This is a genomic window from Brevundimonas sp. BAL450 (assembly GCF_015767455.1).
Lineage (GTDB): Bacteria > Pseudomonadota > Alphaproteobacteria > Caulobacterales > Caulobacteraceae > Brevundimonas > Brevundimonas abyssalis.
In genome coordinates this window covers 148,921-169,978 of record NZ_JADWOW010000062.1, presented here as the reverse complement: position 1 = coordinate 169,978, position 21,058 = coordinate 148,921, and the positions used below count along the sequence as shown (strand labels likewise).

Annotated in this window: 18 protein-coding genes; 13 read left to right on the top strand and 5 right to left on the bottom strand. The window is 66.1% G+C overall.

Annotation, left to right across the window (positions count from 1 at the left end; genetic code table 11):
* The 3 genes from IWC96_RS15470 to IWC96_RS15465 all read left to right on the top strand — a co-directional run bounded on the left by IWC96_RS15470 (position 1) and on the right by IWC96_RS15465 (position 3,151).
* Positions 1-369, top strand: a complete 369-nt coding sequence (locus IWC96_RS15470; protein ID WP_045318790.1) for a copper-binding protein — start codon at positions 1-3, stop codon at positions 367-369.
* A gap of 110 nt (positions 370-479) precedes the next feature.
* Positions 480-605 (top strand): hypothetical protein, encoded by a 126-nt coding sequence (locus IWC96_RS16145; RefSeq protein ID WP_255552803.1) that lies wholly within the window; start codon positions 480-482, stop codon positions 603-605.
* Positions 605-3,151, top strand: a complete 2,547-nt coding sequence (locus tag IWC96_RS15465; protein WP_196839248.1) for an NAD-dependent epimerase/dehydratase family protein — start codon at positions 605-607, stop codon at positions 3,149-3,151. The genes IWC96_RS16145 and IWC96_RS15465 overlap by 1 nt, the downstream gene beginning before the upstream one ends.
* A 235-nt stretch (positions 3,152-3,386) precedes the next feature.
* Here the strand turns inward: IWC96_RS15465 and IWC96_RS15460 are convergent, their stop codons facing one another.
* Complete coding sequence (locus IWC96_RS15460; RefSeq protein ID WP_021696620.1) at positions 3,387-3,800, bottom strand: four-helix bundle copper-binding protein; 414 nt, start codon at positions 3,798-3,800, stop codon at positions 3,387-3,389.
* A 146-nt stretch (positions 3,801-3,946) separates the two neighbouring features.
* Between IWC96_RS15460 and IWC96_RS15455 the strand changes: the two genes are divergently transcribed.
* A complete protein-coding gene (locus IWC96_RS15455; protein ID WP_021696621.1) occupies positions 3,947-4,087 on the top strand; it encodes a hypothetical protein in 141 nt (46 codons plus the stop codon).
* Positions 4,088-4,179: 92 nt separating this feature from the next.
* On the opposite strand, the gene IWC96_RS15450 is transcribed toward IWC96_RS15455, so the two are convergent.
* On the bottom strand, positions 4,180-6,198 hold the full coding sequence (locus IWC96_RS15450; protein ID WP_021696622.1) for a ParB/RepB/Spo0J family partition protein: 2,019 nt from the start codon (positions 6,196-6,198) through the stop codon (positions 4,180-4,182).
* A gap of 340 nt (positions 6,199-6,538) precedes the next feature.
* On the opposite strand from IWC96_RS15450, the gene IWC96_RS15445 reads away from it, so the two are divergent.
* The 9 genes from IWC96_RS15445 (at position 6,539) to qatD (ending at position 15,964) form a co-directional block, all read left to right on the top strand.
* The gene (locus IWC96_RS15445) at positions 6,539-7,132 is read left to right on the top strand and encodes a hypothetical protein (protein ID WP_021696624.1); all 594 of its coding nucleotides are present in this window, start codon (positions 6,539-6,541) and stop codon (positions 7,130-7,132) included.
* Between the two features lie 70 nt (positions 7,133-7,202).
* The gene (locus IWC96_RS15440; RefSeq protein WP_021696625.1) at positions 7,203-8,300 is read left to right on the top strand and encodes a helix-turn-helix domain-containing protein; all 1,098 of its coding nucleotides are present in this window, start codon (positions 7,203-7,205) and stop codon (positions 8,298-8,300) included.
* Between the two features lie 106 nt (positions 8,301-8,406).
* The gene (locus tag IWC96_RS15435) at positions 8,407-9,231 is read left to right on the top strand and encodes a type IV toxin-antitoxin system AbiEi family antitoxin domain-containing protein (RefSeq protein ID WP_021696626.1); all 825 of its coding nucleotides are present in this window, start codon (positions 8,407-8,409) and stop codon (positions 9,229-9,231) included.
* Positions 9,218-10,135 carry a nucleotidyl transferase AbiEii/AbiGii toxin family protein gene (locus IWC96_RS15430; RefSeq protein ID WP_021696627.1) on the top strand — a complete coding sequence of 306 codons (918 nt, stop codon included), beginning with the start codon at positions 9,218-9,220 and terminating at the stop codon, positions 10,133-10,135. Before IWC96_RS15435 ends, IWC96_RS15430 begins: the two co-directional genes overlap by 14 nt.
* Positions 10,123-10,800 (top strand): hypothetical protein, encoded by a 678-nt coding sequence (locus tag IWC96_RS15425; RefSeq protein ID WP_196839247.1) that lies wholly within the window; start codon positions 10,123-10,125, stop codon positions 10,798-10,800. The genes IWC96_RS15430 and IWC96_RS15425 overlap by 13 nt, the downstream gene beginning before the upstream one ends.
* 269 nt (positions 10,801-11,069) lie before the next feature.
* Positions 11,070-13,034, top strand: coding sequence for a Qat anti-phage system ATPase QatA (gene qatA, locus IWC96_RS15420; protein WP_021696629.1), 1,965 nt, complete (start codon positions 11,070-11,072; stop codon positions 13,032-13,034).
* Between the two features lies 1 nt (position 13,035).
* Positions 13,036-13,854: a Qat anti-phage system associated protein QatB gene (qatB, locus tag IWC96_RS15415; protein ID WP_045318795.1), complete on the top strand. Its 819-nt coding sequence runs from the start codon at positions 13,036-13,038 to the stop codon at positions 13,852-13,854.
* Positions 13,851-15,212, top strand: a complete 1,362-nt coding sequence (gene qatC, locus IWC96_RS15410; RefSeq protein ID WP_196839246.1) for a Qat anti-phage system QueC-like protein QatC — start codon at positions 13,851-13,853, stop codon at positions 15,210-15,212. Before qatB ends, qatC begins: the two co-directional genes overlap by 4 nt.
* On the top strand, positions 15,209-15,964 hold the full coding sequence (qatD, locus tag IWC96_RS15405) for a Qat anti-phage system TatD family nuclease QatD (protein WP_021696631.1): 756 nt from the start codon (positions 15,209-15,211) through the stop codon (positions 15,962-15,964). The genes qatC and qatD overlap by 4 nt, the downstream gene beginning before the upstream one ends.
* Here the strand turns inward: qatD and IWC96_RS15400 are convergent.
* From IWC96_RS15400 to IWC96_RS15390, 3 genes are all read right to left on the bottom strand, one after another.
* Complete coding sequence (locus IWC96_RS15400; RefSeq protein WP_196839245.1) at positions 15,954-17,426, bottom strand: integrase arm-type DNA-binding domain-containing protein; 1,473 nt, start codon at positions 17,424-17,426, stop codon at positions 15,954-15,956. The two genes, qatD and IWC96_RS15400, sit on opposite strands and share 11 nt — an antisense overlap.
* A gap of 319 nt (positions 17,427-17,745) precedes the next feature.
* On the bottom strand, positions 17,746-18,453 hold the full coding sequence (locus tag IWC96_RS15395) for a hypothetical protein (protein WP_021696633.1): 708 nt from the start codon (positions 18,451-18,453) through the stop codon (positions 17,746-17,748).
* 102 nt (positions 18,454-18,555) lie between these two features.
* Positions 18,556-21,015, bottom strand: coding sequence for a S9 family peptidase (locus IWC96_RS15390; RefSeq protein WP_196839244.1), 2,460 nt, complete (start codon positions 21,013-21,015; stop codon positions 18,556-18,558).
* Between the last annotated feature and the right edge of the window lie 43 nt (positions 21,016-21,058).

Genomic DNA, 21,058 nt, shown 5'->3' with positions numbered 1-21,058 from the left:
ATGAAATACTCATTGATCCTGGCGACGGGTATGGCGCTCGGCCTGGCGGCTTGCAACCAACCGCAGGAGACGCTGGCCTCGACCGAAGAGCCAGCGACGGGAGAAGCTGACGTAGCGACTATACCGATGACGGCTGACGCCGGCGCGCAGACCGGGACCGGGACCGGCGTAGTCACCGCCATTGACCCGGACGCCGGCACGATAACCGTCGATCATGGACCTATCCCCGGCGTCGGCTGGCCGGCGATGACCATGCGCTTCACCGCTTCGCCCGCCGTAGCGGAATCCGCCGAGACAGGCGAGCGCATCGCGTTCGATGTCTCCGTCCGCGACGGCGTCAACGAGATCACGGCCATTCGACCCGAGTGACGTCGACCGGCCCGTTGGGCCGAAGGTTCGGCAATAGGCCGGTCGCCCAAATCGATCTGAGGGAACCTTGACGCAGACTTGCGGACTTTAGTCTACGAGGAGGCTTAACCATGATGAACGGTATGATGGATGCCGGCTCGATGATGAGCGGTATGGGGCTGGTAGGACTACTGGTCGTCATCGCCCTGATTCTCGCCATAGCTTGCTTGATCAAATATTTGTTCAGCAGGCGTTGATGGCGACCTCTGCCAAAACCCCCGAGACGGTCATCGTCACCGGTTCCAGCGGATTTATCGGCTCGGCTCTGGTCGAGCGGCTGGCCAAGCGCTTCAGGGTCATCGGCTTCGATCGGGACATGCCGCCCCATCCGCCGGCCGAGGCGGAATGCGTGTGCATCGATCTCACCGACGACGCCAGCGTCAAGGCCGCCTTCGATCGCGTCCGCGCCGGGTACGGCAAGCAGATCGCGTCCGTGGTCCACCTCGCGGCCTTCTTTGACCTCAGCGGGGACCCTGACCCCCGCTACGAGGCAGTCACGGTCCGAGGCACGGAGCGCATGCTCGAAGCGTTGAAGGCCTTCAACGCCGAGCAGTTCGTCTTCTCCAGCACTATGCTAGTTCACCAAGCCACGGAGCGTGGACGTCCCATCGACGAGGCGGCGTCTCTGAGCGCCGCCTTGCCGTACCGGGAGTCCAAAATTCTCGCTGAAGCCCTCGTCCGCGAGAAGCGAGGCCGGATTCCGGCCGTTTTCCTGCGCCCGGCGGGCGTTTATGACGACGGCGGCCACTCGGCGTTCCTCGCCCAACAGATAGCGCGCATCTACGAACGGCGCCTGAGTTCGCACGTCTATCCGGGCGACCTCGCCACGGGACAACCTTCGTTGCACTTGGAAGACCTGCTCGACGCCATCGAGCGGGTGATCGACCGGCGACGCGATCTGCCGACAGAGTTCCCGGTCCTACTCGGCGAGGCCGACGTCATGACCTATGACGAACTGCAGCGCGACCTCGGCCGCTTGATCCACGACGAAGCTTGGGCAACTCACACCATTCCGAAGACGGCCGCCAAGGCAGGCGTTTGGGCGGAGACCGTTCTAGATGAAGACGCTTTCATCCGCCCCTGGATGGTCGACATCTCCGACGACCACTACGAACTGGATCTGACCGCGGCGCGAACCCACCTGGGCTGGTCGTCCAGACACAGCCTTCGCCAGAGTCTTCCGGACATCGTTGCGGGCCTTAAGGCCGATCCGTTCGCCTGGTATCGCGCCAACAAGCTAAACGCGGCCCGTGTGGCGGACGACAAGGCCGAAGTCGCCGCGTCGGAGACGCACGCCATCCCGCCCGAACAGCACCGGGCGATGCTGTCCGATCACGCCCGGTCAATGCAGGGCATGCATTTCAGCATGCTCTGGGTGCATTGGCTGACCATGGGACTGGGTCTCTGGCTGGCCACGGCGCCTTTCGTTTTCGGCGTCTTCGACCAAACCGAGTTTTCCTCCGCCGTACAGTCCGTCACCGAAGATCGCGGCCTGTGGCCGGCGGCTTTCAGAAATACGCTGACGGGCTGGAACGACGTGATCTGCGGCGGACTGATCATGGTGTTCGCCGCCTTCTCCATGTCTCCCCGGAACGGCTGGGCGCAGTGGGCCAATGCCGTCATCGGCGTCTGGCTGCTGGGCGCCGGGATCCTGTTCTGGGCGCCGAGCGCGGCGGTCTACAGCAACGACATGCTCGTCGGCGCCCTTGTCGTCGCCCTCACCCTCCTCATTCCGATGATGCCCGGAATGAGCATGGAGGGTATGATGGACGAGACCGACACGCCGCCGGGCTGGACCTACTGTCCATCGACCTATCTGCAGCGCATCCCGATCATCGCCCTGGGCGTGGTCGGGCTGGTGCTAGCCAGAATTCTGACGGCCTATCAGCTCGGCCACGTCGACAATGTGTGGGAGCCGTTCTTCGAGGCGCCTGGGCCCCTCAACGGAACGGAACACATCATCACCTCGGCGATGTCCAAGGCCTGGCCGGTCGCCGACGGCGGCGTGGGCGCCATCACCTACATGGCCGAGATACTGATGGGTGCCATGGGCGGACGGGCGCGGTGGCGGACCATGCCGTGGATGGTGGTGCTGTTCGGCATCGTCGTCGTGCCCTTGGGTGTGGTCAGCATCTACTTCATCATCATGCAGCCGATCGCCATAGGAACCTACTGCACGATCTGTCTGCTCGCGGCAGCGGCGATGCTGATCATGATCCCCTATTCGCTGGATGAACTCGTGGCGATGGGTCAGTTCCTGGTCCTGAACACGCGGCGCGGACGACCTTTCTGGCGAGCCTTCTTCCGAGGCGACGCCCTGCCTGGCGGAACGGTCGACAAGCGGCCGGGCTTTTCCGATGGCTGGGGACGGGCGACCGCTTCCGCTTTGCGGGGCGCGACGCTTCCGTGGACCCTCGTGGTCAGCGCAGGGCTGGGCGTCTGGCTGATGCTCTCAAGGCTGGTTTTGGGCACAGAACCGCCCCTAGCGGACACGGATCATCTGATCGGAGCCCTGGTGGTCACGGTCTCCGTCATCGCGATGGCCGAAGTCGGACGTCCCCTCCGCTTCCTAAACATAGGCTTTGCCGCATGGCTGATCGCCTCGCCTTGGATGATAGACGGCGGATCCTTGGCAGGAACCTTCTCGAACCAGATCGTCGGACTGACGATCCTGGCGCTCAGTTTGCCGCGAGGGCGGCGGAGTCAGGAGCACTACGGTTCTTGGGATCGGTTCATCGTCTGAACGGCTACGCGGATACGATCGGCTTGGCTTATGATCTGCATGGTCGGCGATCCTTGAGCGCTCGCCGCTAGGACCAGGTCCGATCTACATCTGGCGATTCACGCGGTCAGAGATGCTGATTCATAGTTCTCCGCAGGGCGGACTGTCAGACACGGTCGCGAGGAGCAGTAGCATGGGCATCATGATCCGGGTTCCAGCTTATTCGGGAAGCCAAGCGGTTGGACTGCGGTCGTTCTCAGTGTTGTGACGGGCTGATCGTTGCGGCGGCATCGCGGCAGGCCTGCTCGCAACGCCGACATTCCTCGGCGCAGATACGGCAGTGTTCATGCATGTCGGCGTGCTTCTCGCATTCGACGGCGCAATCGGCGCAGGCCTCGGCGCAGGTTTCGAGCATGCGTTTGATCAGGGCTTCGTTGCTGCCGGTGCGACGCGCAGCGATGCCGGCTGTGGCCAGGCAGACATCGGCGCAGTCGAGATTTAGGCGGATGCACTGGGTGAGATCCTTGACCATCTCCTCGGCGAGGCAGGCGTCGGCGCAGATGTGGCACACGGCGGCGCAGCCGTAAGCCGCCTCGATCGCGCGAACGAGACTGTCGTTGACGCCGCCGCGCACGTCGGGATGGGTCCTGATCATGGGCTGGATTTGCATCGGAGGGCTCCTTGGGGTGATCGAAGAGCAACCCCAGAGCCGCGACGATGTTCCGAACTGTGAAGCCTCGAAAGCGCCGTCGCTAGGCTCGGGACTGGCGAAGCAGTGGTGAGAATGCCGCCTGCGATTACTGCGATCGCACCGGGATGACCGAGACGATCGCCCGACTTGTGGATCGGTTGGAGGCGAAGTTCGACCAGCATTTCGAGCGAGTCCAACGAACCCTTCTGATCTGTGATGTGGGTCTATGGCGCGAAGACGCCGCCCGTTTCCGGGCGGCGCTCTGAGATGATTCCGCGAGCGACGCGTCAGCGTCGCGAGCGCCGGGCCAAGCTCTGTCGGGCAATCGGGGCCGCCGAAGCGGCCCCGACGCTAGGGCCTATTCCGCCGCGAACGGATAGGCGTCCTCGTTCGGAGATGCGGCCTCTTCTCCGGCGTCCGCGACTTGCGGCGGCGCCGTGCGAAGCAGCGGCGGCAACCAGCCCTTGCCCGCGATCAGCGTTTCCGCCGCCTCGGCCATGTCGGCCTTCTTCATTCCGGCGAGACGGTCGGCGTCGGTCTTGGAAACGCCTTCCTCCACCGCCTCCATTACCCGCGCCTTGGACACCCGACCGAAGTAGGAGGCGGCGGTCGCCGTCCACGTCCCGGTCATGTCCAGACCCAAAGCGGTCGCCAGCGTCTCGGCCTGGGCCCAGGCGCCGGGGCGCCGGTCGTGCGGGTCGCGCACGGCGTTGACCCCCAGCGAGGCGCAATGGGCCAGGAGGTCCAACAGGTCCGAACCGGACATATCGACCAGCACCGCCCACAGGTCGCGCGCCTCGTTCGGCAGACGCGTGGCCCAAGCCTCGCTCCGGTCGGCGATGCGCCGTCCGGCTGGGCCTTCGCAGACGCCCGGCGCGAACCGCTCCAGCCCGGTCAGGCTCAACCGCAACTGAAGGACCGTCGGCTGGTCGTAGGGCGGATAGAAGACCTGCAAGGCGAAGGCGTGAACCACCACGGTCAGGGCCATGCTCGCATCCGCCGCCAAGGCGTCCCTCAAGCCCGCCGTGCGGTGGGCCGTCAGGTCCAGCACCAGCTTCTCGGACAGGGGCGCCAAGCCCTCGTCCGCCTCCGCCGCGCCGCTGGCGACCCCGCTGGTCGCGGGGGCCGTGGCCTCCGCGTCACCGGCGTCTTCGCGGCCCTGCTCCGGGGCCTCGTCCTCCGGCTCCGGCAGGGCGTCCTCCAGCCGGACCAGCCCGCGCTCGAACCGGGCCACGCCGTCATGGCTCAGCGTGACGATCACGCCGGAGCGGGCCAGATCGTCGGGCCGGTAGGCATGGTCGTCGCCGAAGGCCTGCAAGGCCGCGTCGATCTCCTCCAGCCGGGCGTCCACTTCGGGCGGCAGCACCTCGGCGGAATCGTTGTCGCTGATGAGGCGGTCATACTCCTCGGCCAAGGCCGTCATCGCCGCCTCGTCCTCGGGGGACCGCTCGACTTTTTCGGGATAGACCCGGCCCAGGCCGAGGCCGTGCGGGAAATCCGGATAGGCCTCGGCCCATTTCCAGCCCTCGCGCTCGCGGACCTCCTCGGCCAGCCCATCCAGCTTGCCGATGACCAGCCGGTCCAGCAGGGACGCGTCCTCCAGCCAGCCGCCGCCGTCCTCGGTGAACAGGTCGCGCAGCACCGCCCCGCCCGCCTCGGCGTAGGCCTCGACGCCGACGAAACGGGCGCGGGGGTCGTCGGCCCGGACCTTGGTTTCGGTCATGACGCGGCGAATGGCGTAGGCGGGCGTATGCGGCCCGATCATGCCCAACACCTGCTCCTGCCGGTCGTGGTCCTCGCTGACGGCGAACGCCATCAACTGTTCCAAGGTCAGCCCGCCCTCGCGGTAGGTCTGCATCAAGGCCGGGGCCACCGCGCCCAGCCGCAGCCTTTGACGCACCACATGGGCCGACACCCCGAACCGGGCGCCGATCTCCTCGGCGCCGTAGCCCCTTTCCTCGGCCAGCCGCTTGAACGCCTCGAACTGGTCGGCGGGATGCATGTCAGCGCGGGTGACGTTCTCGTCGAGGCTGATCTCGTGGGCGTCGTTCTCGGCGTCCACGATGCAGCGCACCGGATAGGTCCGCTTGATCGCCTTGCGCTTGGCCAGCAGCCGCAGCCCCAGCCGACGCCCCTCGCCGATGGTGACGAGGTAGGCGCCGGTCGGGGCGCCCTCGCCGTTCCGCTCGATCTCGACCACGGGCGGCTGCAACACCCCCTTGGCCTTGATGGAAGCGGCGAAGGCCTCGATGGTGGCCGGGCTGTGCGGGGTCTTGCGGGCGTTCTTGTCCGACGCCTTGAGCCGGTTGAGCGGCACGATGATCTCGGCGCCGTGTTGCGGCTCGGTCGCGGCGGTTTGGGTGGATTGGGTCGTCATGTCTGCCTCCTTTGGGCATGGGTTGCAGGCACGCGAACTGCGCGCCTGAAACCCTGCCCCTCGGCGAGAGCGGGGTAGCAAAGGCCAGGGCGGACCGGCCGGAGGGGGATCGCCCGGCCTGCACAAGCCTGATCTCAATGACGATGATGATGATCATGACCGGCGCGGAAGGTCGGGGAGACCGGCCGGTCCGGCGCCGGAGGCGCTTCACCCTGGCCTGCGCGAGGGCGGAGCCCTTAGCGCTTCCTTGTTTACAAAGTCGTGTCCAGCTTACTTTCGCGGAGTTAGTTGACGAATCATCCAGTTTGCCCATTATGGCTTTGCAGGCTTGGAGCTCCGCATGACCCCTTGGGAACATCACACCGCCCTCACCCGCGATCGTCTGATCACGATCGGGAAACTGATCGAGCGCGGCCGTAACGACGCCCTGGATCGCTTCGACGCGAGCGCGGGCTGCACGGGATGGACCCTCGGCTGCGAGGCCTTCGCCTTCCAGAAGCACCAGATCGAAGCGACGGCGCCCGACGTCGACTGGCTGGAGATCCTGAATCCGACGATGCAGTTCGTGTTCAGCGTGGGCGGCGTGCCGATCCGATTCTATCGAGGCGAGCCGGACGATCCGAACGCGCGGACCCTGAAGCAGACCTTCTCGGAACTTCAGCAGCTGAGCCTTTTCGGCGCCGATGAACTGGTCAAATTGACCTCCGAGCCCCTGTACCGTTTCGCGATCGAGACCGATCTGGACGGCGCGATCACGGCCGTGACCTTCGTGGTGCTGGCGGGCGATACGCCGGTGCTGACCTGGCAGGTGCCGCTGGACGAAGCGGTGACCAAGGTGTCGCCGCTCTGGGTCGCGGGCAGCGAGGGCGTCGATCTGCCTGCGCCCGCCGTCGGAATCGCGGCAAGGAAGCAGAAAGACGGGACGACCGAATGATCGGCCGATCCGCACGGATCTGGGTGGGGGGCGGTCGCTAGACCGGCCAGTCATGGAAACGAACTCGAAAATGGCAGGCGAGCAACTCCGGCTCGCCCGGCTGGCGCATGGCTATTCGCTCGAAGAGGTCGGCGAGCTGATCGGGGCGACCCGTCAGTTCATCCACCAGCTCGAGACCGGCTCTCGGTCGCCATCGGACGAAGTGGTGGACGCTCTGGCCGATGTGCTGGGCGTCACGCCGGCCTTTCTGGCCCAACCGATCCCATCGACGGTGCGGCCGGAACAGTGCCATTTCCGCGGGCACATCACCCGGCCAGCCTCGATCACCAGCCAGGTGCTGGCCCGGGGCACGCTACTCGACAAATTCGTCGCGGCCATCGAAGTCCACCTGGAACTGCCGGCCGTGTCCTTCCCCGATCTGCCGGCGGCCACGGCCGAGGAGATCGAACAGGCGGCCGAAGAGGCCCGGCGATATTGGGGACTCGGAACGACGGGTCCGATCACAAGCATGATGCGGGTGGTCGAGAACGCCGGCGCCGTCGTCACCTATTTCGGCGATCTGTCGGATCGGGTGGACGCCTTCTCGATGGATCGGCGCAGGCCGATCATCGTCCGCAGCTCTCTCAAGGAGAGCCTTTGTCGGCAACGGTTCGACTTCGCCCACGAGTGCGGCCATCTGATCATGCACCGGGGCATGCAGACGGGAGATCGCGCGACCGAAGACCAAGCCCACCGTTTCGCGAGCGCCTTCCTGTTTCCGCGTGGGGCTGTCCTGCGGGAATTCCCACGAGGGCGTGCGATCAATTGGCGCGCGCTGTTCGAGCTCAAACTCAGATGGAAGATGTCCGTCCGCGCGCTGGTTCGGCGGGGCTATGACCTGGGTCTGTTGACCCCGGCCCAGTACCGCACCGCCAACATCCATCTGGTGAAAACAGGACAGGCCAAGGTCGAGACCTATGACGCGGACGACGCCTTGCCGGTCGAACAGCCTGAGCTGCTGCCGTCGGCGCTCTCGGCGCTGGCGGATGCGGTGGTCGGGGGCGCCGGGGCGATCGGGCGCGAGATCGGTCTGGCCCCCGCCATGCTTGAATTGATCACCGGCTCCAGCTTCCCGGAGCCCGGGCCGTCGATCAACGATCCGAAGGTCGTCCGCCTCCGGCCCATGTAAGGTTGGTTTGGTGATACGCCAATCTGATAACTCACAGTGCTCAAAATGAGGCTCTGTGAAACAGGGTATTTGACATGTCTCCACTTCGAGCACCATAAGTGCTCAAATGCTAGGAAAGCTAAACAAGCTGGAGCGGCTGTTGCCGGAGGGGCTGGTGGTGGACTCCACCTGGCTCAACGAGCACGGCTACTATAACTCGCTCCGCGCCAAATATGTCGCTGCCGGCTGGCTCGAGCAGCCCGCGCGCCGCGTCTATCGCCGCCCGCGCGGCACGCTGGACTGGCAGCTGGTCGCCCTGTCGCTGCAGACCCTGCTCGACTATCAACTGGTGGTGGGAGGCCGCACGGCGCTCGAACTCCAGGGGTTCGGTCACTACCTGAGCCGCGAGGTGCAGGAGGTTCATCTCTACGGCCTGACCAGGCCGCCGACCTGGCTGAACGACCTCAAGCTCGGCGTCCGCTTCCTCTATCACAATCCGGCCCGCCTGTTCGGCCACGCCGCCTGGTTCGGGCTGCGCGGCCAGGAGCCGTCCGGCCCCGCCGATCCCTTCGCCTGGGGTCAGGCCGGCGTCGCCGAGATGCCGATCGGGCACTGGAAATGGCCGATGCTCGTCTCGACGCCCGAACGGGCCCTGCTCGAACTGCTCGACGAACTCCCTGATCGCGAGACATTCGATCAGGTCGACGCCCTGGTGGAGGGCCTGGCCAATCTCAGCCCGCGTCGCCTGCAACTGCTCCTCGACGACTGCCGGAGCATCAAGGTCAAACGCCTGTTCTTCTTCTTCGCCGACCGTCACGGTCACGGGTGGCTGAAACGCTTGGACCGGAGCTCGATCAACCTCGGCAGCGGCAACCGCATGCTGGCCAAGGGCGGGCGACTCGATCCGACCTACCGCATCACCGTGCCGGAAGACTTCAATGCCGTTCGGTGATCTCTACGAACGCCAGGTCCGGTTGTTGATCCGCACCCTGCCGTACGTGCTGGTCGAGACCGAATTCGCCCTAAAGGGCGGCACGGCCATCAATCTGTTCGTCCGCGACCTGCCGCGCCTTTCGGTCGATATCGATCTGACCTATTTGCCCGTCCGCGAACGCGGGGAGTCCCTGGCCGCGATCGACGCCGGCCTGAGGCGGATCGCGGCCGCCATGGCCGCCGGGCTGCCCGGTGTCGTGGTGACGCCTGGCCAGGCGCGGCCCGAAGGCACGATCGACAAACTTCTCGTCGCTGCGGATGGCGTCCAGATCAAGATCGAGGTCACGCCCGTATTGCGCGGCACGGTGTTCGCTCCTGAGCTGCGGAGCGTCGCGCCGGCCGTGGAAGACCGGTTTGGCTTCGCTGAGGCCCAGATGGTGTCCCTGCCCGACCTCTATGGGGGCAAGATCGCCGCCGCCCTGGATCGCCAGCACCCGCGCGACCTGTTCGACGTGCGCGACCTGTTGGCCAACGAAGGCGTGGGCGATCAAATGCGCCAAGCTTTTATCGCCTATCTGATCAGCCACCCTCGCCCGATGGCCGAAGTACTGCGCCCGCGCCGCAAGGACATCGCCGAGGAGTTCCGGCGGGGCTTCGTCGGCATGACGAAGGAGCCTGTCGACCTCGACGACCTGATCGCCGCGCGCGAGGCGCTGATCGCGATCATCGTCGCTGAGATGCCGGCCGAGCACCGGGCGTTCCTGATCGGCTTCAAACGTGGCGACCCTGATTGGGATCTCATCGGCCTGCCGACCATCGCCGACCTGCCGGCCGTGCGCTGGAAGCAGCGGAATCTGGACCAGCTCGCGCCCGACCGGCGCGACCGCCTGGTGGAAGGCCTGCGCGCCGTTTGGCCGTCATGAGGCGGCGGGGACTGGTCGCCTGGCTCCCCTCGCTCACCGCGGCGGCCTGGTTCACCATAGACAAACTCCTCCCCGACCTCCTCCCGCCGGTTCCCCGGCCCTGGGCTTGGGCAATCGTCGCCCTGTCCGTCCTCGTGGCGGCGTTGGCGCTGGGCGTTCGGGCTCTCCACGGCGTTCGGGCGCGCGTCCCGGGTCCGTGGGCGGCGAGACCGATCTGGTCGATCCTGCGGTGGCTCCACGAGCGACCGCGCGTTTCCATTCTCACAGCGGCCGCGTCGGCGGAGTTCGGCATTTCGACGCTGGACCAGTTCCGGATCAGGCTGACCGTCCACCGCAGCGTCGAACGGGCGACGGTGCCTTGCCGTATCGACTTCGAGCAGGCCGTCCTCACGCTGATCCAGGATGACCGGCAGGGCCAAAGGCGCTTGCGGCTGGTTCCCGGCGAGGCGGGCGGATTCCTGGCCCTGCCGTTGGCGTCGCGGCGCTCGGACTCGGTAATAATCGACTTCGTTCCGACGACCCTGCCCCTGCCGAGCGCTCGCGCACCCGACCTGCACAAACCCTTTGCGCTCGAATTGAGATCGGTTCACGCCGAAATTCAGACGCGTCGCCCGATGGCGGGCCGGCTGCCAATGGCGGCGCTGATCATCGCCCCGCCAGCCTGAGTCCGAATGCGATGACGGCGACGCCGATTCAGACGGGCGTAGCGTTCCGTAAATCTCATAGGCGTCGTGCGCATCACGTCGCCTACCGTAGCAGCAAGACGGTGAATCGGGAGAGGATGTCGAAGAAGTATGTTTGCCGTGGCCGTCGATCCGCTGACGCAACAGCTTTGCCGTGTGATTCCTGAATGGACACTGCCCAGCCGTCAAGCTTAACGTTGTTGTTGATACGGCGCGTTGGCGAAGCGCTATCGCCCTTCCGGAGGTTTCGATTGAGCAGACGCGCCGACCCATTCTTCCTGAGCGACCAAGAGACGGCGGTCGATCTTCTCTATTACGAGGCGATCGCGCGCACGGTTGTGCGGCTGGTGAGACAGAGCGCCGATGTCCCGGTGACGATCGGTGTTCATGGCGACTGGGGCGCCGGGAAATCTAGTGTCCTGAAGATGACGGCTGCGGCGTTCGAGGGCCAGGACCGCGTCATAACCCTGTGGTTCAACGGTTGGGTATTTGAGGGTTTCGAAGACGCGAAGGCTGTCGTCATCGAGACGATCATCTCGGAGCTTCGTCGTGCCAGGCCAGGGTCTGCGAAGGTTGCCGAAGCCGCCAAGAAACTCCTCAAAAGGGTCGACTGGCTCAAGGTGGCCCAAGCGGCAGGAGGCATGGCGTTCACTGCGGCGACCGGCGTCCCGTCTCCGGACTTGTTGCGATCTCTGTACAACGGACTGTCCGGGTTCGTCGCCGATCCCTCCCAAATGGTGACGCCCGAAACCCTCAAGGGCTTGGCCGAAAAGGCCAGCGGGGTCCTGAAAGCTTCCGAAGCCTCATCGGAGACCGCGCCGGATCAGATGCATGCCTTCCGAGAGGAGTTTGAGGCCCTGCTCGACGCGGCCGAGATCGATCAGCTGGTCGTTCTGATCGACGATCTTGATCGGTGTCTGCCGGAGACCGCCATCGCCACACTGGAAGCAATTCGCCTCTTCCTTTTTGTGCCGCGTACGGCCTTCGTCATCGCGGCGGACGAGGCGATGATTGAATATTCGGTCCGCCGTCATTTTCCCGAACTCCCGGCGACCACCGGCCCGATGAGCTACTCGCGGAATTATCTCGAGAAGCTGATCCAGGTTCCATTCCGCATCCCGGCGCTGGGTCTGGCTGAGACCCGAGCCTATGTGACCCTGCTCCTAGCGCAGAGGGCGCTCGGTGAGGCGGCGCCTGAGTTCCAATCGCTGTTGACGGCTGCGCGGGAGGACCTGAGGCGGCCATGGGCGAGCCGCGGTCTAGATCGGACCGTGGTCCAAGGCGCGCTCGGCGGGACGATTCCTCCGTCGGTGGAAGACGCGCTGCGTGTGAGCAGCCAGATTACACGGCTGCTCACGGACGGCACGCGAGGCAATCCACGTCAGATCAAGCGGTTCCTGAACTCCATGGCGTTGCGGCAGGCCATCGCCGAGGAACGCGGTTTCGGCGAGGACATCGAGTTTCCCGTCCTGGCCAAGCTCATGCTGGCTGAGCGGTTCGCACCGGACCTGTACGACCAGCTCTCCCGACTCGCGTCCACCGCAGTCGATGGCCGTGTCGCGGCGCTGGCCGTCCTCGAGACCGGGGCCAAGACTCCGCCAGCGCCGGTCGTCGGTCAGACAAACAAACCAAGAGATAAGCCTATCGTCGATGGCGCGGCGTCGCCCGAAGCTGAGGACTGGTTGAGGAGCGACTGGTCCAAGGGCTGGGCCCAGATTGAACCGCCGCTCGCGGTCGTGGACCTGCGCCCCTACGTCTTCGTCACCCGAGACAAGCGCAGCTATTTCGCAGGCGTGATCGCATCGGATCATCTTGAGGCGCTGGTCGAGAAACTGAGCGGATCGGCTATGGCCGCCCGGTCGGCAGATCCCGACCTGGGACGCATAACCGATACAGAGGCTGAACAGGTCTTCGATGCGCTCCAGACCCGGATACTATCCTCGGACAAGCTGGCCGCCGCTCCGCCCGGTGTTCACGGCCTGGCCCGACTCGTCATTGCCCGGCCTTCTCTGCAACGTCGTCTTCTGGTCTTTCTCAGGGGCCTTCCGACCGACGCCGCGGGCGGTTGGGCGGTCACCAGTTGGACCGGAGCCTTCTCCGACACTCTCGTCGCGGCAGAGTTCGAGACTTTGCGTGCCGGGTGGGCGACGGCGGCGACCAACAAGGGCTTAAAGGCGGCCGCCGAGGCCGCCGCCGCGATGGACCGGAAGGTTTAGAATGGGAACCTCGAGCCCTTACGGAGGGCCGCAGATCGGCCTGATCCCCAGTTGGGTCGATGATCCGGCGACGGGCGTGGAGACGCCCCCCACCAGTCCGGCAGCGACGCCCGCGCCAACCTCCTCGTCTCCGGACACTTCCGGCGCCGGTTCGTTGAGGGGGGCTCGGACCGCGTTCAACAAGTTCGCCAGGACCGGTAACCGCGACGACCTCGCCAGAAGCGTGTCGCGCTATGTCCGCGACGGGGTCGGGGGCAGTCGCCGGGCGGCCAGACGGATGGGCGAGGCGAGAGCCTCAGCGGGACGGTTGCTCGGCGTCGTACGGGACATTGCCCGGGACGGACCGGTCGAAGCGCTGCGGCGCGTCAACCTCGCCAATCTAGCCGGTCAACCCGCCGAAACCGTGCTGTTGGCGCTCCTCGAAGCCATCTGCCCGCCGGGCGGTACGCTCGACGAAGCAATCGCTCGCCAAGGAATGCTCGAGGCCATCGACGCGCTCGCGGAGGACGGGCTGGGCGCCTTTGACACCCTGACCCCGGGGCAGCTCGAGGAGTTCTTCTTGGACGTCGTCGCGCGAACCATCGAAGCGCGCATTCTCAATGACATTGGTTCACGCGGCATCAACCTGCCCACATCGGTCGCCGCCATCGATCAGCTCCAGGCCCAACTTCATGACTTCGTCTCGGGCACGGTGCGACAGCAACTCGCGGGTCGGCTCGATGGGGTGGCCAGCCTGACCGACCGGAACGTGTTGGGCGCCGCGGACGGGATTTACGAGAGAGCCTTCGATGTGCTCGCTGCGATCGGGGACGACCTATGAGCGCGCACAGCATCGTCTGCCGTCTCGGCGACCGGGATCGTACGCGACTTCCTGCCGCCAAGGGACTGACCCGGACGGAGATTTCCTTTATCGAGGCGGATCGACGCCTCGACTACGGCCTCGGCCAAGCGCTGGATCAACTGGCGGGGGTCGGTCTCCGTCCCGGGGAGATCGCGGTTGATCTGGCGATATTCGCCGCAACGCTCACGGCTGCTGACACGCGGGTCAATCGGCACTCTGAGGCTCAGGACGGCTGGACCCGGGAAATCACCCCGGAGACGCCGGTTTCTGATCCGGCCCTCTGGGCCTCCGTCTCGGACCTGCTGGTCCAGATGCTTAACTTCCTGACCGGGGATCGCTGGTCCCTTCGATTCCGCGCCAGGGCTCCTGGCCTGAAACGATTAGCCCCGGCGCCGCTGCGGCTACCGCTACATCGACCGAAGGACGTTTGCCTGTTCTCAGGCGGATTGGACAGCTACATCGGAGCCATCGATCTGCTCGAGAAGAAGCGGTCGTCTCTGCTGGTCAGCCACTACTGGGATGGCGTCACGAGCGCCCACCAGAGCCTCTGCGCCGACCGACTCGAGAAGGCTTATCCCAAGTCCGACCTCATCCATCTGCGGGCTCGGGTCGGATTTCCCACCGGAGCCGTTCCCACATCCTCGGGCGAGAATTCTCTTCGGGGGCGGTCCTTCCTGTTCTTCGCTCTCGCCGCTCTCGCCGCCGACGCGATCGATGACGACGTCACGATCCATGTCCCGGAGAATGGCCTGATCTCGCTCAACGTCCCCTTGGACCCACTCCGCCTCGGATCCCTGAGCACTCGCACAACACATCCCTACTACATGGCTCGCTGGAATGAATTGTTGGGGCAGCTTGGAATTCGGGCGAAGCTCCACAATCGTTATCGTCACCAGACCAAAGGCGAAATGGCGGCAGGCTGCGAGAACAAGCCGCTCCTGATGAAGACGGCGAAAGACACGATGTCCTGCAGTTCCCCGGCCAAGGCGCGATGGGTCAAGGCGCCCCCCCAGCACTGCGGCCATTGCGTACCCTGCCTGATCCGGCGGGCCTCGCTCCAGGTCGGACTCGGTTCGGACCCGACGACGTACACTCTGCCGGACCTGCATGCGCGACCACTTGATGCCGCCAAGGCTGAAGGGGAACACATCCGGGCGTTTCAGCTCGCGATCGCCCAACTCAGGACCCGGCCGAGCCGCGCCCGTTTTCGGATCCATCAGCCGGGGCCGCTGAACGATCTCCCGGACGAACTGCTTCAGTATGAGGCGGTCTACGTCAATGGCTTGAACGAAGTAGATGCGCTGGTGCGTGGCGTCGTTGTAAAACCCATGGGATGAACGCCGTCCCGCCGCGCCTGATCGACTTTCATTGTCATCTGGACCTGTATCCCGACCAGGCAAAAATGATCGCCGAATGCGAGCGGCAGGGAGTCGTGACGCTGGCGGTCACGACGACTCCGAAGGCCTGGAGCCGCAACGTCGAGCTTGCGGAGGGGTCCCGAAACGTGCGCGTCGCGCTCGGCCTCCATCCGCAAGTGATCGCCGAGCGGAAGTCGGAGATCGCCATGTGGGAGCGACTTCTCCCGGAGGCGAAATATGTGGGCGAGGTGGGACTAGACGCGGGGCCTCGCTTCTACAAATCGTTCGAAGATCAAACCGCCGTGTTCGACCGTGTCCTAAGCGCCTGCGCCGAAGCCGGAGGTAAGATCCTGACGATTCATAGCGTGCGCGCTGTCGGACAGGTCCTCGGACACCTGGAGCGCCGTCTGCCACCGGACCGCGGCCGAGCCGTGATGCATTGGTTCACGGGGTCGAAGTCCGAGGCCAGGCGCGCCGTGGACCAGGGCTGTTACTTCTCGATTAACAGTCAGATGCTGATCCAGGAGCGCCATCGTGAGCTGGTGGCCAGCTTGCCCCTGAATCGACTGCTGACTGAGACGGACGGCCCGTTCACCCAGACGGCCGGACGACCGAGCAAGCCCTCCGACGTCGCGGATCTCATCTCCCCGCTCGCCTCCCTGCGAGGCGTCACCGCCGAGTCCCTGCGGCAAACCCTTCTTAACAACCTGCGTCTGCTCGTTACTCCGTGAGCGAAGGCAAGCCCTTGCTCGCCGTCTGCCACCCTCTTCGCGCTCGCCGACTCGGTGCATCGATCAGCACTCCCGGTAGCGCGTGGACGGCAACCCGGGCGGCTTGCACTTCCAGCCTCCGCATCGCCGCCCTGGGCCCCGCCTTCAGGCGCGCCACGTCCGGATCAACCGCCATCAGATCATCCAGCAGCGTCCGACTGGTGCTGTTCAGCCAACGGGTCAGGTCTGCGGGCGCCGTCCTCCCCCGCCCGACGATGCCGGCTAGAAGGAACACCGAGAGCTTCTCCTGCGCGCTCCTCAGGTGGTCCCGCATCAGCTTCGAGCGGGTGATGTAGCCGGGGTTCACCCCTGGGAGCGCATGGTTCATCAGCAGGTGTATGTCGACCTCGGAGATCTCCGCCGCCTGGGCGAGCGTGCGGTAGGTCTGGCGCAGATCGTTGCCCCAGTGGCTGAGGACGGTCCGCTTCTCCTTGTGCTCTTCCATGTGACCGCTCGGGCTGTCGCTCGGGAACAGCCAGACGCGTCCACTCTGCGGATAGATGACCGGACTGATACGGCGGAGCCGGAAGATGCACTCCAACATGGCCCGGGACAGCGGGATGTCGAAGGCCTTGTCGGTCCCACCCTTGGGACTGCGGATATGCATCAACCGCTCGCGCAGGTTCAGGTCTTCGACCCGCACATTCTTCAGCGCCTCGGGCCGGCAGCCGGACAGCAGCATCAGCAGGTGGAACTCGCGCCGGATCGGATTGGGAATCTGCGCCAGCTGAGTGAACCAGGCCGACAGGTCCGCAACCCCCATGGCGGTGTCCTTGCGCTTCTCCGGGTTCCAGTCGATCGCGAGCGACGGGTTCTCGGCCGGGAGCGCACGGCACGTCTTGCGCGCATGATTGTAGACGGCCCGGAAGCTGCGCATGGCGCCGTTGGCGATGGCCGGTCCGTTATCTTTCGAGATCTGGTCATGGCGGTCGGCGAGAAGCCGCGGTTCATCGCCCAATTTGGACAAGGGCCAGTCCAGCCAGTCCGCAAACAACCGTTCTAAATGGTCCTTGTAGATCCGAACGGTCGCCGCGCTGCGTCCCTTGCGCTCCAGATGAGAGACCCGGAAACGCCCCCAGGCTTCCCTCAAGGTGGGAATGTGCGTGGACGGCTCCGGCAGGCTGGGCGGAGCTTTCCGGGGCGGCCGGGGGTCCTCGCCGTCGGCGATCCGCCCGAGCAGCGCCTTGGCTTTCGCGCGGGCGTCCCGGGATGATAATTCTCCGACCTCGGCGACCTTCATCCGGACGGTCTGGCGGGCGCCGTCCAGCCGCAGATCGGCCTGGATCATGAAGCTCTTGGTCCGACTCCCGATAAGCACGAAGAAGCCGCCCAGATCCGTGTCCCGCGCTCGATACTGGCCGGTTCGAGCGAACGGAAGGCCGATCAGATTCTTGTCCGTGAGGGGCAGTCTGAGGTCGGGCATGGTGCTAACTTTTTGGCCATTAGAACGGTGCTTTCGGAGGCGTTTAGAACGGCGTTAGAACGGTGAACTCTTCCGCGGAAGTCAGCATCGGGCGCCTGCGAAAACGTGCGAAACGGTGCGCAGCGACGCGAAGAATGTCAATGACATCAATTGGTTGGATCGTGCGCCCGGCGGTGTTCGGCGGCGATCGGAAAACCCGAGAACGGGTTCTCTTAATCAGCGGGTCCACGGTTCGAGCCCGTGATCACCCACCATTCGTTTTCTTTCTTCCAGCGACAGACGGTCAGGCGCCCAGCCCCTCACGGGGCCCCCGCGCCGCTCAAACCGCCGGCGACGGCTCAGCGGAAGCGGGCAGATTGGCTGCGCGGCGCCGCGCGCGCAGGTAGATGAGCGGCGTCGCCAGGGTCCGCAGCACAGACAGGGCGAAGGCCAGCCCGTAAAGCCTTATGCCCACAAGAAAGACGTCGCCGTTGACGGTGGATGACGCCAGCGGCTCCGCGATGATGGCGCCGGTGATCGTCTGCAGATCGCGCGGCCCGAGGAAGAACAGGAAATAGCCGACAGAGCCCGCGATCCCTTCGCGCAGGAAGGTCTCGATGGCCTCCAGGGCGCCCAGATCGCCGAACAGGGTCTGCTGCGCCTGCTGCGGCGCGAAGGCGTAGCTCGTCCCCATCAGGGCGAAGATGACCAGGAACATCACCAGCCGCGCGGCATAGGCCCCGGACAGAAGCGCCATGGTCTGACCCGGCCGCAGGCGCTGGATCAGGGAGGCGCGCTTCATGTCCCTCTCGCCCAGGTCCGGGATCAGGTCGGGAAAGGTCAGGCTCAGGATGGCGATAAACCGTCCGATCAGATCCGCCAGGACGACGGCGATCACGAACAGGAAGAGCATCGAGGCGACGCTTATGTCAGCCAGCAGCGCGTTGATCGTCTCCGAGAGACCGAAGATCGCCACCACGGCGATGATCACAAAAGAGATTATCGAACCCTCGACCGTGCGGCGGACGAGATTGATGAGCCCCAGCATCGCGAGCCCCCTGTCGCTCTGTGAAAGAGGTTAACAGGTCTAGCACAAGGCTCGCCGAGGCCCGACTCCGCGTCTGCGAAGCCGGGCCTCGTGCACCTTGCCTCAGCGCCCGCCCCCGGCGGCGGGCCCGGCGTCGCGCACGTAGCGGTTCAGCCAGTCGGTCATCTCCCACAGGGTGTGCATCACCGATTCCCGGGCGCGGTAGCCGTGGTCCTCGGCGGGCAGGACCACATAGCGGGCGACCGCGCCGTGGCCCTTCAGCGCCGCATAGAAGCGCTCGGTCTGGACCGGGAAGGTGCCCGAGTTGGAGTCGTCCGCCCCATGGATCAGCAGGATCGGCTCATTGACCCGGTCCGCGTGCATGAAGGGGCTCATGATGTTGTAGGTCTCCGGCGCCTCCCAGTAGGTGCGCTGCTCGGCCTGGAAGCCGAAGGGCGTCAGGGTGCGGTTGTAGGCGCCCGAGCGCGCGATGCCCGCCCGGAACAGGTCGGAATGGGCCAGCAGATTGGCCGTCATGAAGGCGCCGTAGCTGTGCCCGCCCACGGCGATGCGGTCGCGGTCGGCCACGCCGCGCTCGACCACGGCGTCCACGGCGGCCTGGGCGCTGGACACCAGTTGCTCCACATAGGTGTCGTTGGGCTCGGCGCCGTCCACCCCGACGATGGGCATGGACGGGTTGTCCAGGATCGCGAACCCCTGGGTCAGCATGAACAGGTGACTGGAGCCGCCCGGCCGCACGAAGCGGTTGCCGGTGTCCACCACCTGACCGGCCACGGCGGCGTCGGTGAACTCGGCCGGATAGGCCCACATCAGCAGCGGCAGCGGCCCGTCCCGGTCCTTGTCGTATCCGGCGGGCAGATAGAGCGTGCCGGACAGCTGCACGCCGTCGGCGCGGGTGTAGGCGATGGTCTCGCGCGTGGCCCCGGCCAGCTGGGGCGCGGGATCGGGGAAGTCGGTGATGGCGCGGGGATCGGCGCTGTCCAGATCGCGCACATAGAGGTTCGGCGGCTCGGTCAGGCTTTCGCGGCGGGTCAGCAGCACCCGGCCGTCCTCGTCCAGCAGGCCGGCGATCGTCTCATAGTGGGTCTGGGACGAGGTCCAGAGGCGCTCGGTCTCGCCCGAGGCCAGATCCATGCGGCCCAGGAACGGGAAGGCGCCCTCGCGCGTGGCGCCGGCGCCGGTGGTGAACACGCCCTGACCGTCCGGCGTGATGTGCATGACGCGGAAGCCCTCGGGCGTCGGGCGCGTCATGGGCGAGCCCGGGTCGTTGTAGCGGTCCTGATAGTTGCGCTCGAGCAGCAGCCGCCCCTGCCCCGGGTTGGACGGGTCCACCAGCCAGCGGGTCTCGTGGCGGGTGTTGAACCAGCGGGTCGAGACCATGGCCAGGTCGTCACGGCCCCAGTCCACGCCTGCATAGCGCGCGTTCAGATCGATCAGCACCTGGGGCGGGGCATCGAAGGGCGCGGCCTGGATGAAGACCCGGTCGCGCACCTCGGCCTCGCGGCGGGAGTCGCCGCCGTCCTGGGCCTCGACCCAGACCAGGGTGGCGGGGGCGTCGGCGCGCCACTGCACCGAGCGCGGCCCCTCGGCCACCGAGTCGAAGGGCGTCGGCACATTGTCGCGCAGGGGCAGGTCGGCCGCCTGATGGATCAGGTTTCCGCTCAGGTCCGTGACGATGACGTCGGTGGGGAACAGCCGGGCCGGGACGTTGTAGCTGTAGGGACGCTTCAGCCGGGTCTGCAGGATGTGGCGTCCGTCCGGCGAGATGGCCGCGCCGGCGATCAGGCCGGGCTCACCGACCATGCGGGCGGGCGAGCCGTCGACCGGGACGAGGGACAGACGGCTGGTGAAATAGTGATCGAACAGGCGCTCGTCGCCCGGCGTCGACAGCAGGTCCTGATAGGTGCGGTTGGGCGCAGCCTGGCCGGTGGTCTCCTCGATCACCGGGCCGGTGGGGGCGGCGGTCACGTCGGGGGCGGCGCCGCGGCCCTCGGGGACCAGCCGGGCCAGGACGGCGGAACTGTCCGGCGTCCAGTCCAGCGCGGTGCTGAAGGCGGCGTTGACCACCGGGTCGGTCAGGCGACGCGCCTGTCCGGTCGCGGCCTCGGCCACCCACAGCTCAAGTCCCTGGGGCGCGTCGGCCAGGAAGGCCATGAAGCGGGAGTCGGGCGACCAGCCGCCGGCGATGAAGCGCTGGCCCTCGCCCAGGGCCACCACACGCTGCTCGCCCGTGGCCACGTCCTGGAACGTCAGGCTGTTCAGCCAGGCGGTGCGGCTGTTGGCCGGACCGTTGTTGCGCGGATTGATGCGGTAGCCGGCCAGACGCAGATCGTCTTCGGCCACCTCGGCGATGGAGGGCAGGTTGGAGCGCCCCAGCAGGGCCAGGGTCTCGCGGTCGGGACTGATGCTGGGGACCGGCGCCGGGTCGGTGTCGAGGATCTGGGCGATGGGCGCGGGCGGCATGCGGTAAGCCGGGGCGTCCTGGGCCATGGCGGCGGGCGCCATGACGACCGCGAGGATGGCTGCGGCGCAGACCGCGCCGGTGACGAACCGCTGATGCATTGGAGAACTCCCGAACCGATGAGGCCGCCAAGCTAGAGCGGCG

Coding starts and splice junctions, on each gene's coding strand:
- IWC96_RS15430 (WP_021696627.1), top strand. CDS start 9,218: ATGCCGTTCGGTGATCTCTACGAACGCCAGGTCCGGTTGTTGATCCGC.
- IWC96_RS15440 (WP_021696625.1), top strand. CDS start 7,203: ATGGCAGGCGAGCAACTCCGGCTCGCCCGGCTGGCGCATGGCTATTCG.
- qatB (WP_045318795.1), top strand. CDS start 13,036: ATGGGAACCTCGAGCCCTTACGGAGGGCCGCAGATCGGCCTGATCCCC.
- IWC96_RS15450 (WP_021696622.1), bottom strand. CDS start 6,198: ATGACGACCCAATCCACCCAAACCGCCGCGACCGAGCCGCAACACGGC.
- IWC96_RS15465 (WP_196839248.1), top strand. CDS start 605: ATGGCGACCTCTGCCAAAACCCCCGAGACGGTCATCGTCACCGGTTCC.
- IWC96_RS15460 (WP_021696620.1), bottom strand. CDS start 3,800: ATGCAAATCCAGCCCATGATCAGGACCCATCCCGACGTGCGCGGCGGC.
- IWC96_RS15400 (WP_196839245.1), bottom strand. CDS start 17,426: ATGCCCGACCTCAGACTGCCCCTCACGGACAAGAATCTGATCGGCCTT.
- qatC (WP_196839246.1), top strand. CDS start 13,851: ATGAGCGCGCACAGCATCGTCTGCCGTCTCGGCGACCGGGATCGTACG.
- IWC96_RS15455 (WP_021696621.1), top strand. CDS start 3,947: ATGACCGAGACGATCGCCCGACTTGTGGATCGGTTGGAGGCGAAGTTC.
- IWC96_RS15470 (WP_045318790.1), top strand. CDS start 1: ATGAAATACTCATTGATCCTGGCGACGGGTATGGCGCTCGGCCTGGCG.
- IWC96_RS15435 (WP_021696626.1), top strand. CDS start 8,407: ATGCTAGGAAAGCTAAACAAGCTGGAGCGGCTGTTGCCGGAGGGGCTG.
- IWC96_RS15445 (WP_021696624.1), top strand. CDS start 6,539: ATGACCCCTTGGGAACATCACACCGCCCTCACCCGCGATCGTCTGATC.
- IWC96_RS15390 (WP_196839244.1), bottom strand. CDS start 21,015: ATGCATCAGCGGTTCGTCACCGGCGCGGTCTGCGCCGCAGCCATCCTC.
- IWC96_RS16145 (WP_255552803.1), top strand. CDS start 480: ATGATGAACGGTATGATGGATGCCGGCTCGATGATGAGCGGTATGGGG.
- qatD (WP_021696631.1), top strand. CDS start 15,209: ATGAACGCCGTCCCGCCGCGCCTGATCGACTTTCATTGTCATCTGGAC.
- IWC96_RS15395 (WP_021696633.1), bottom strand. CDS start 18,453: ATGCTGGGGCTCATCAATCTCGTCCGCCGCACGGTCGAGGGTTCGATA.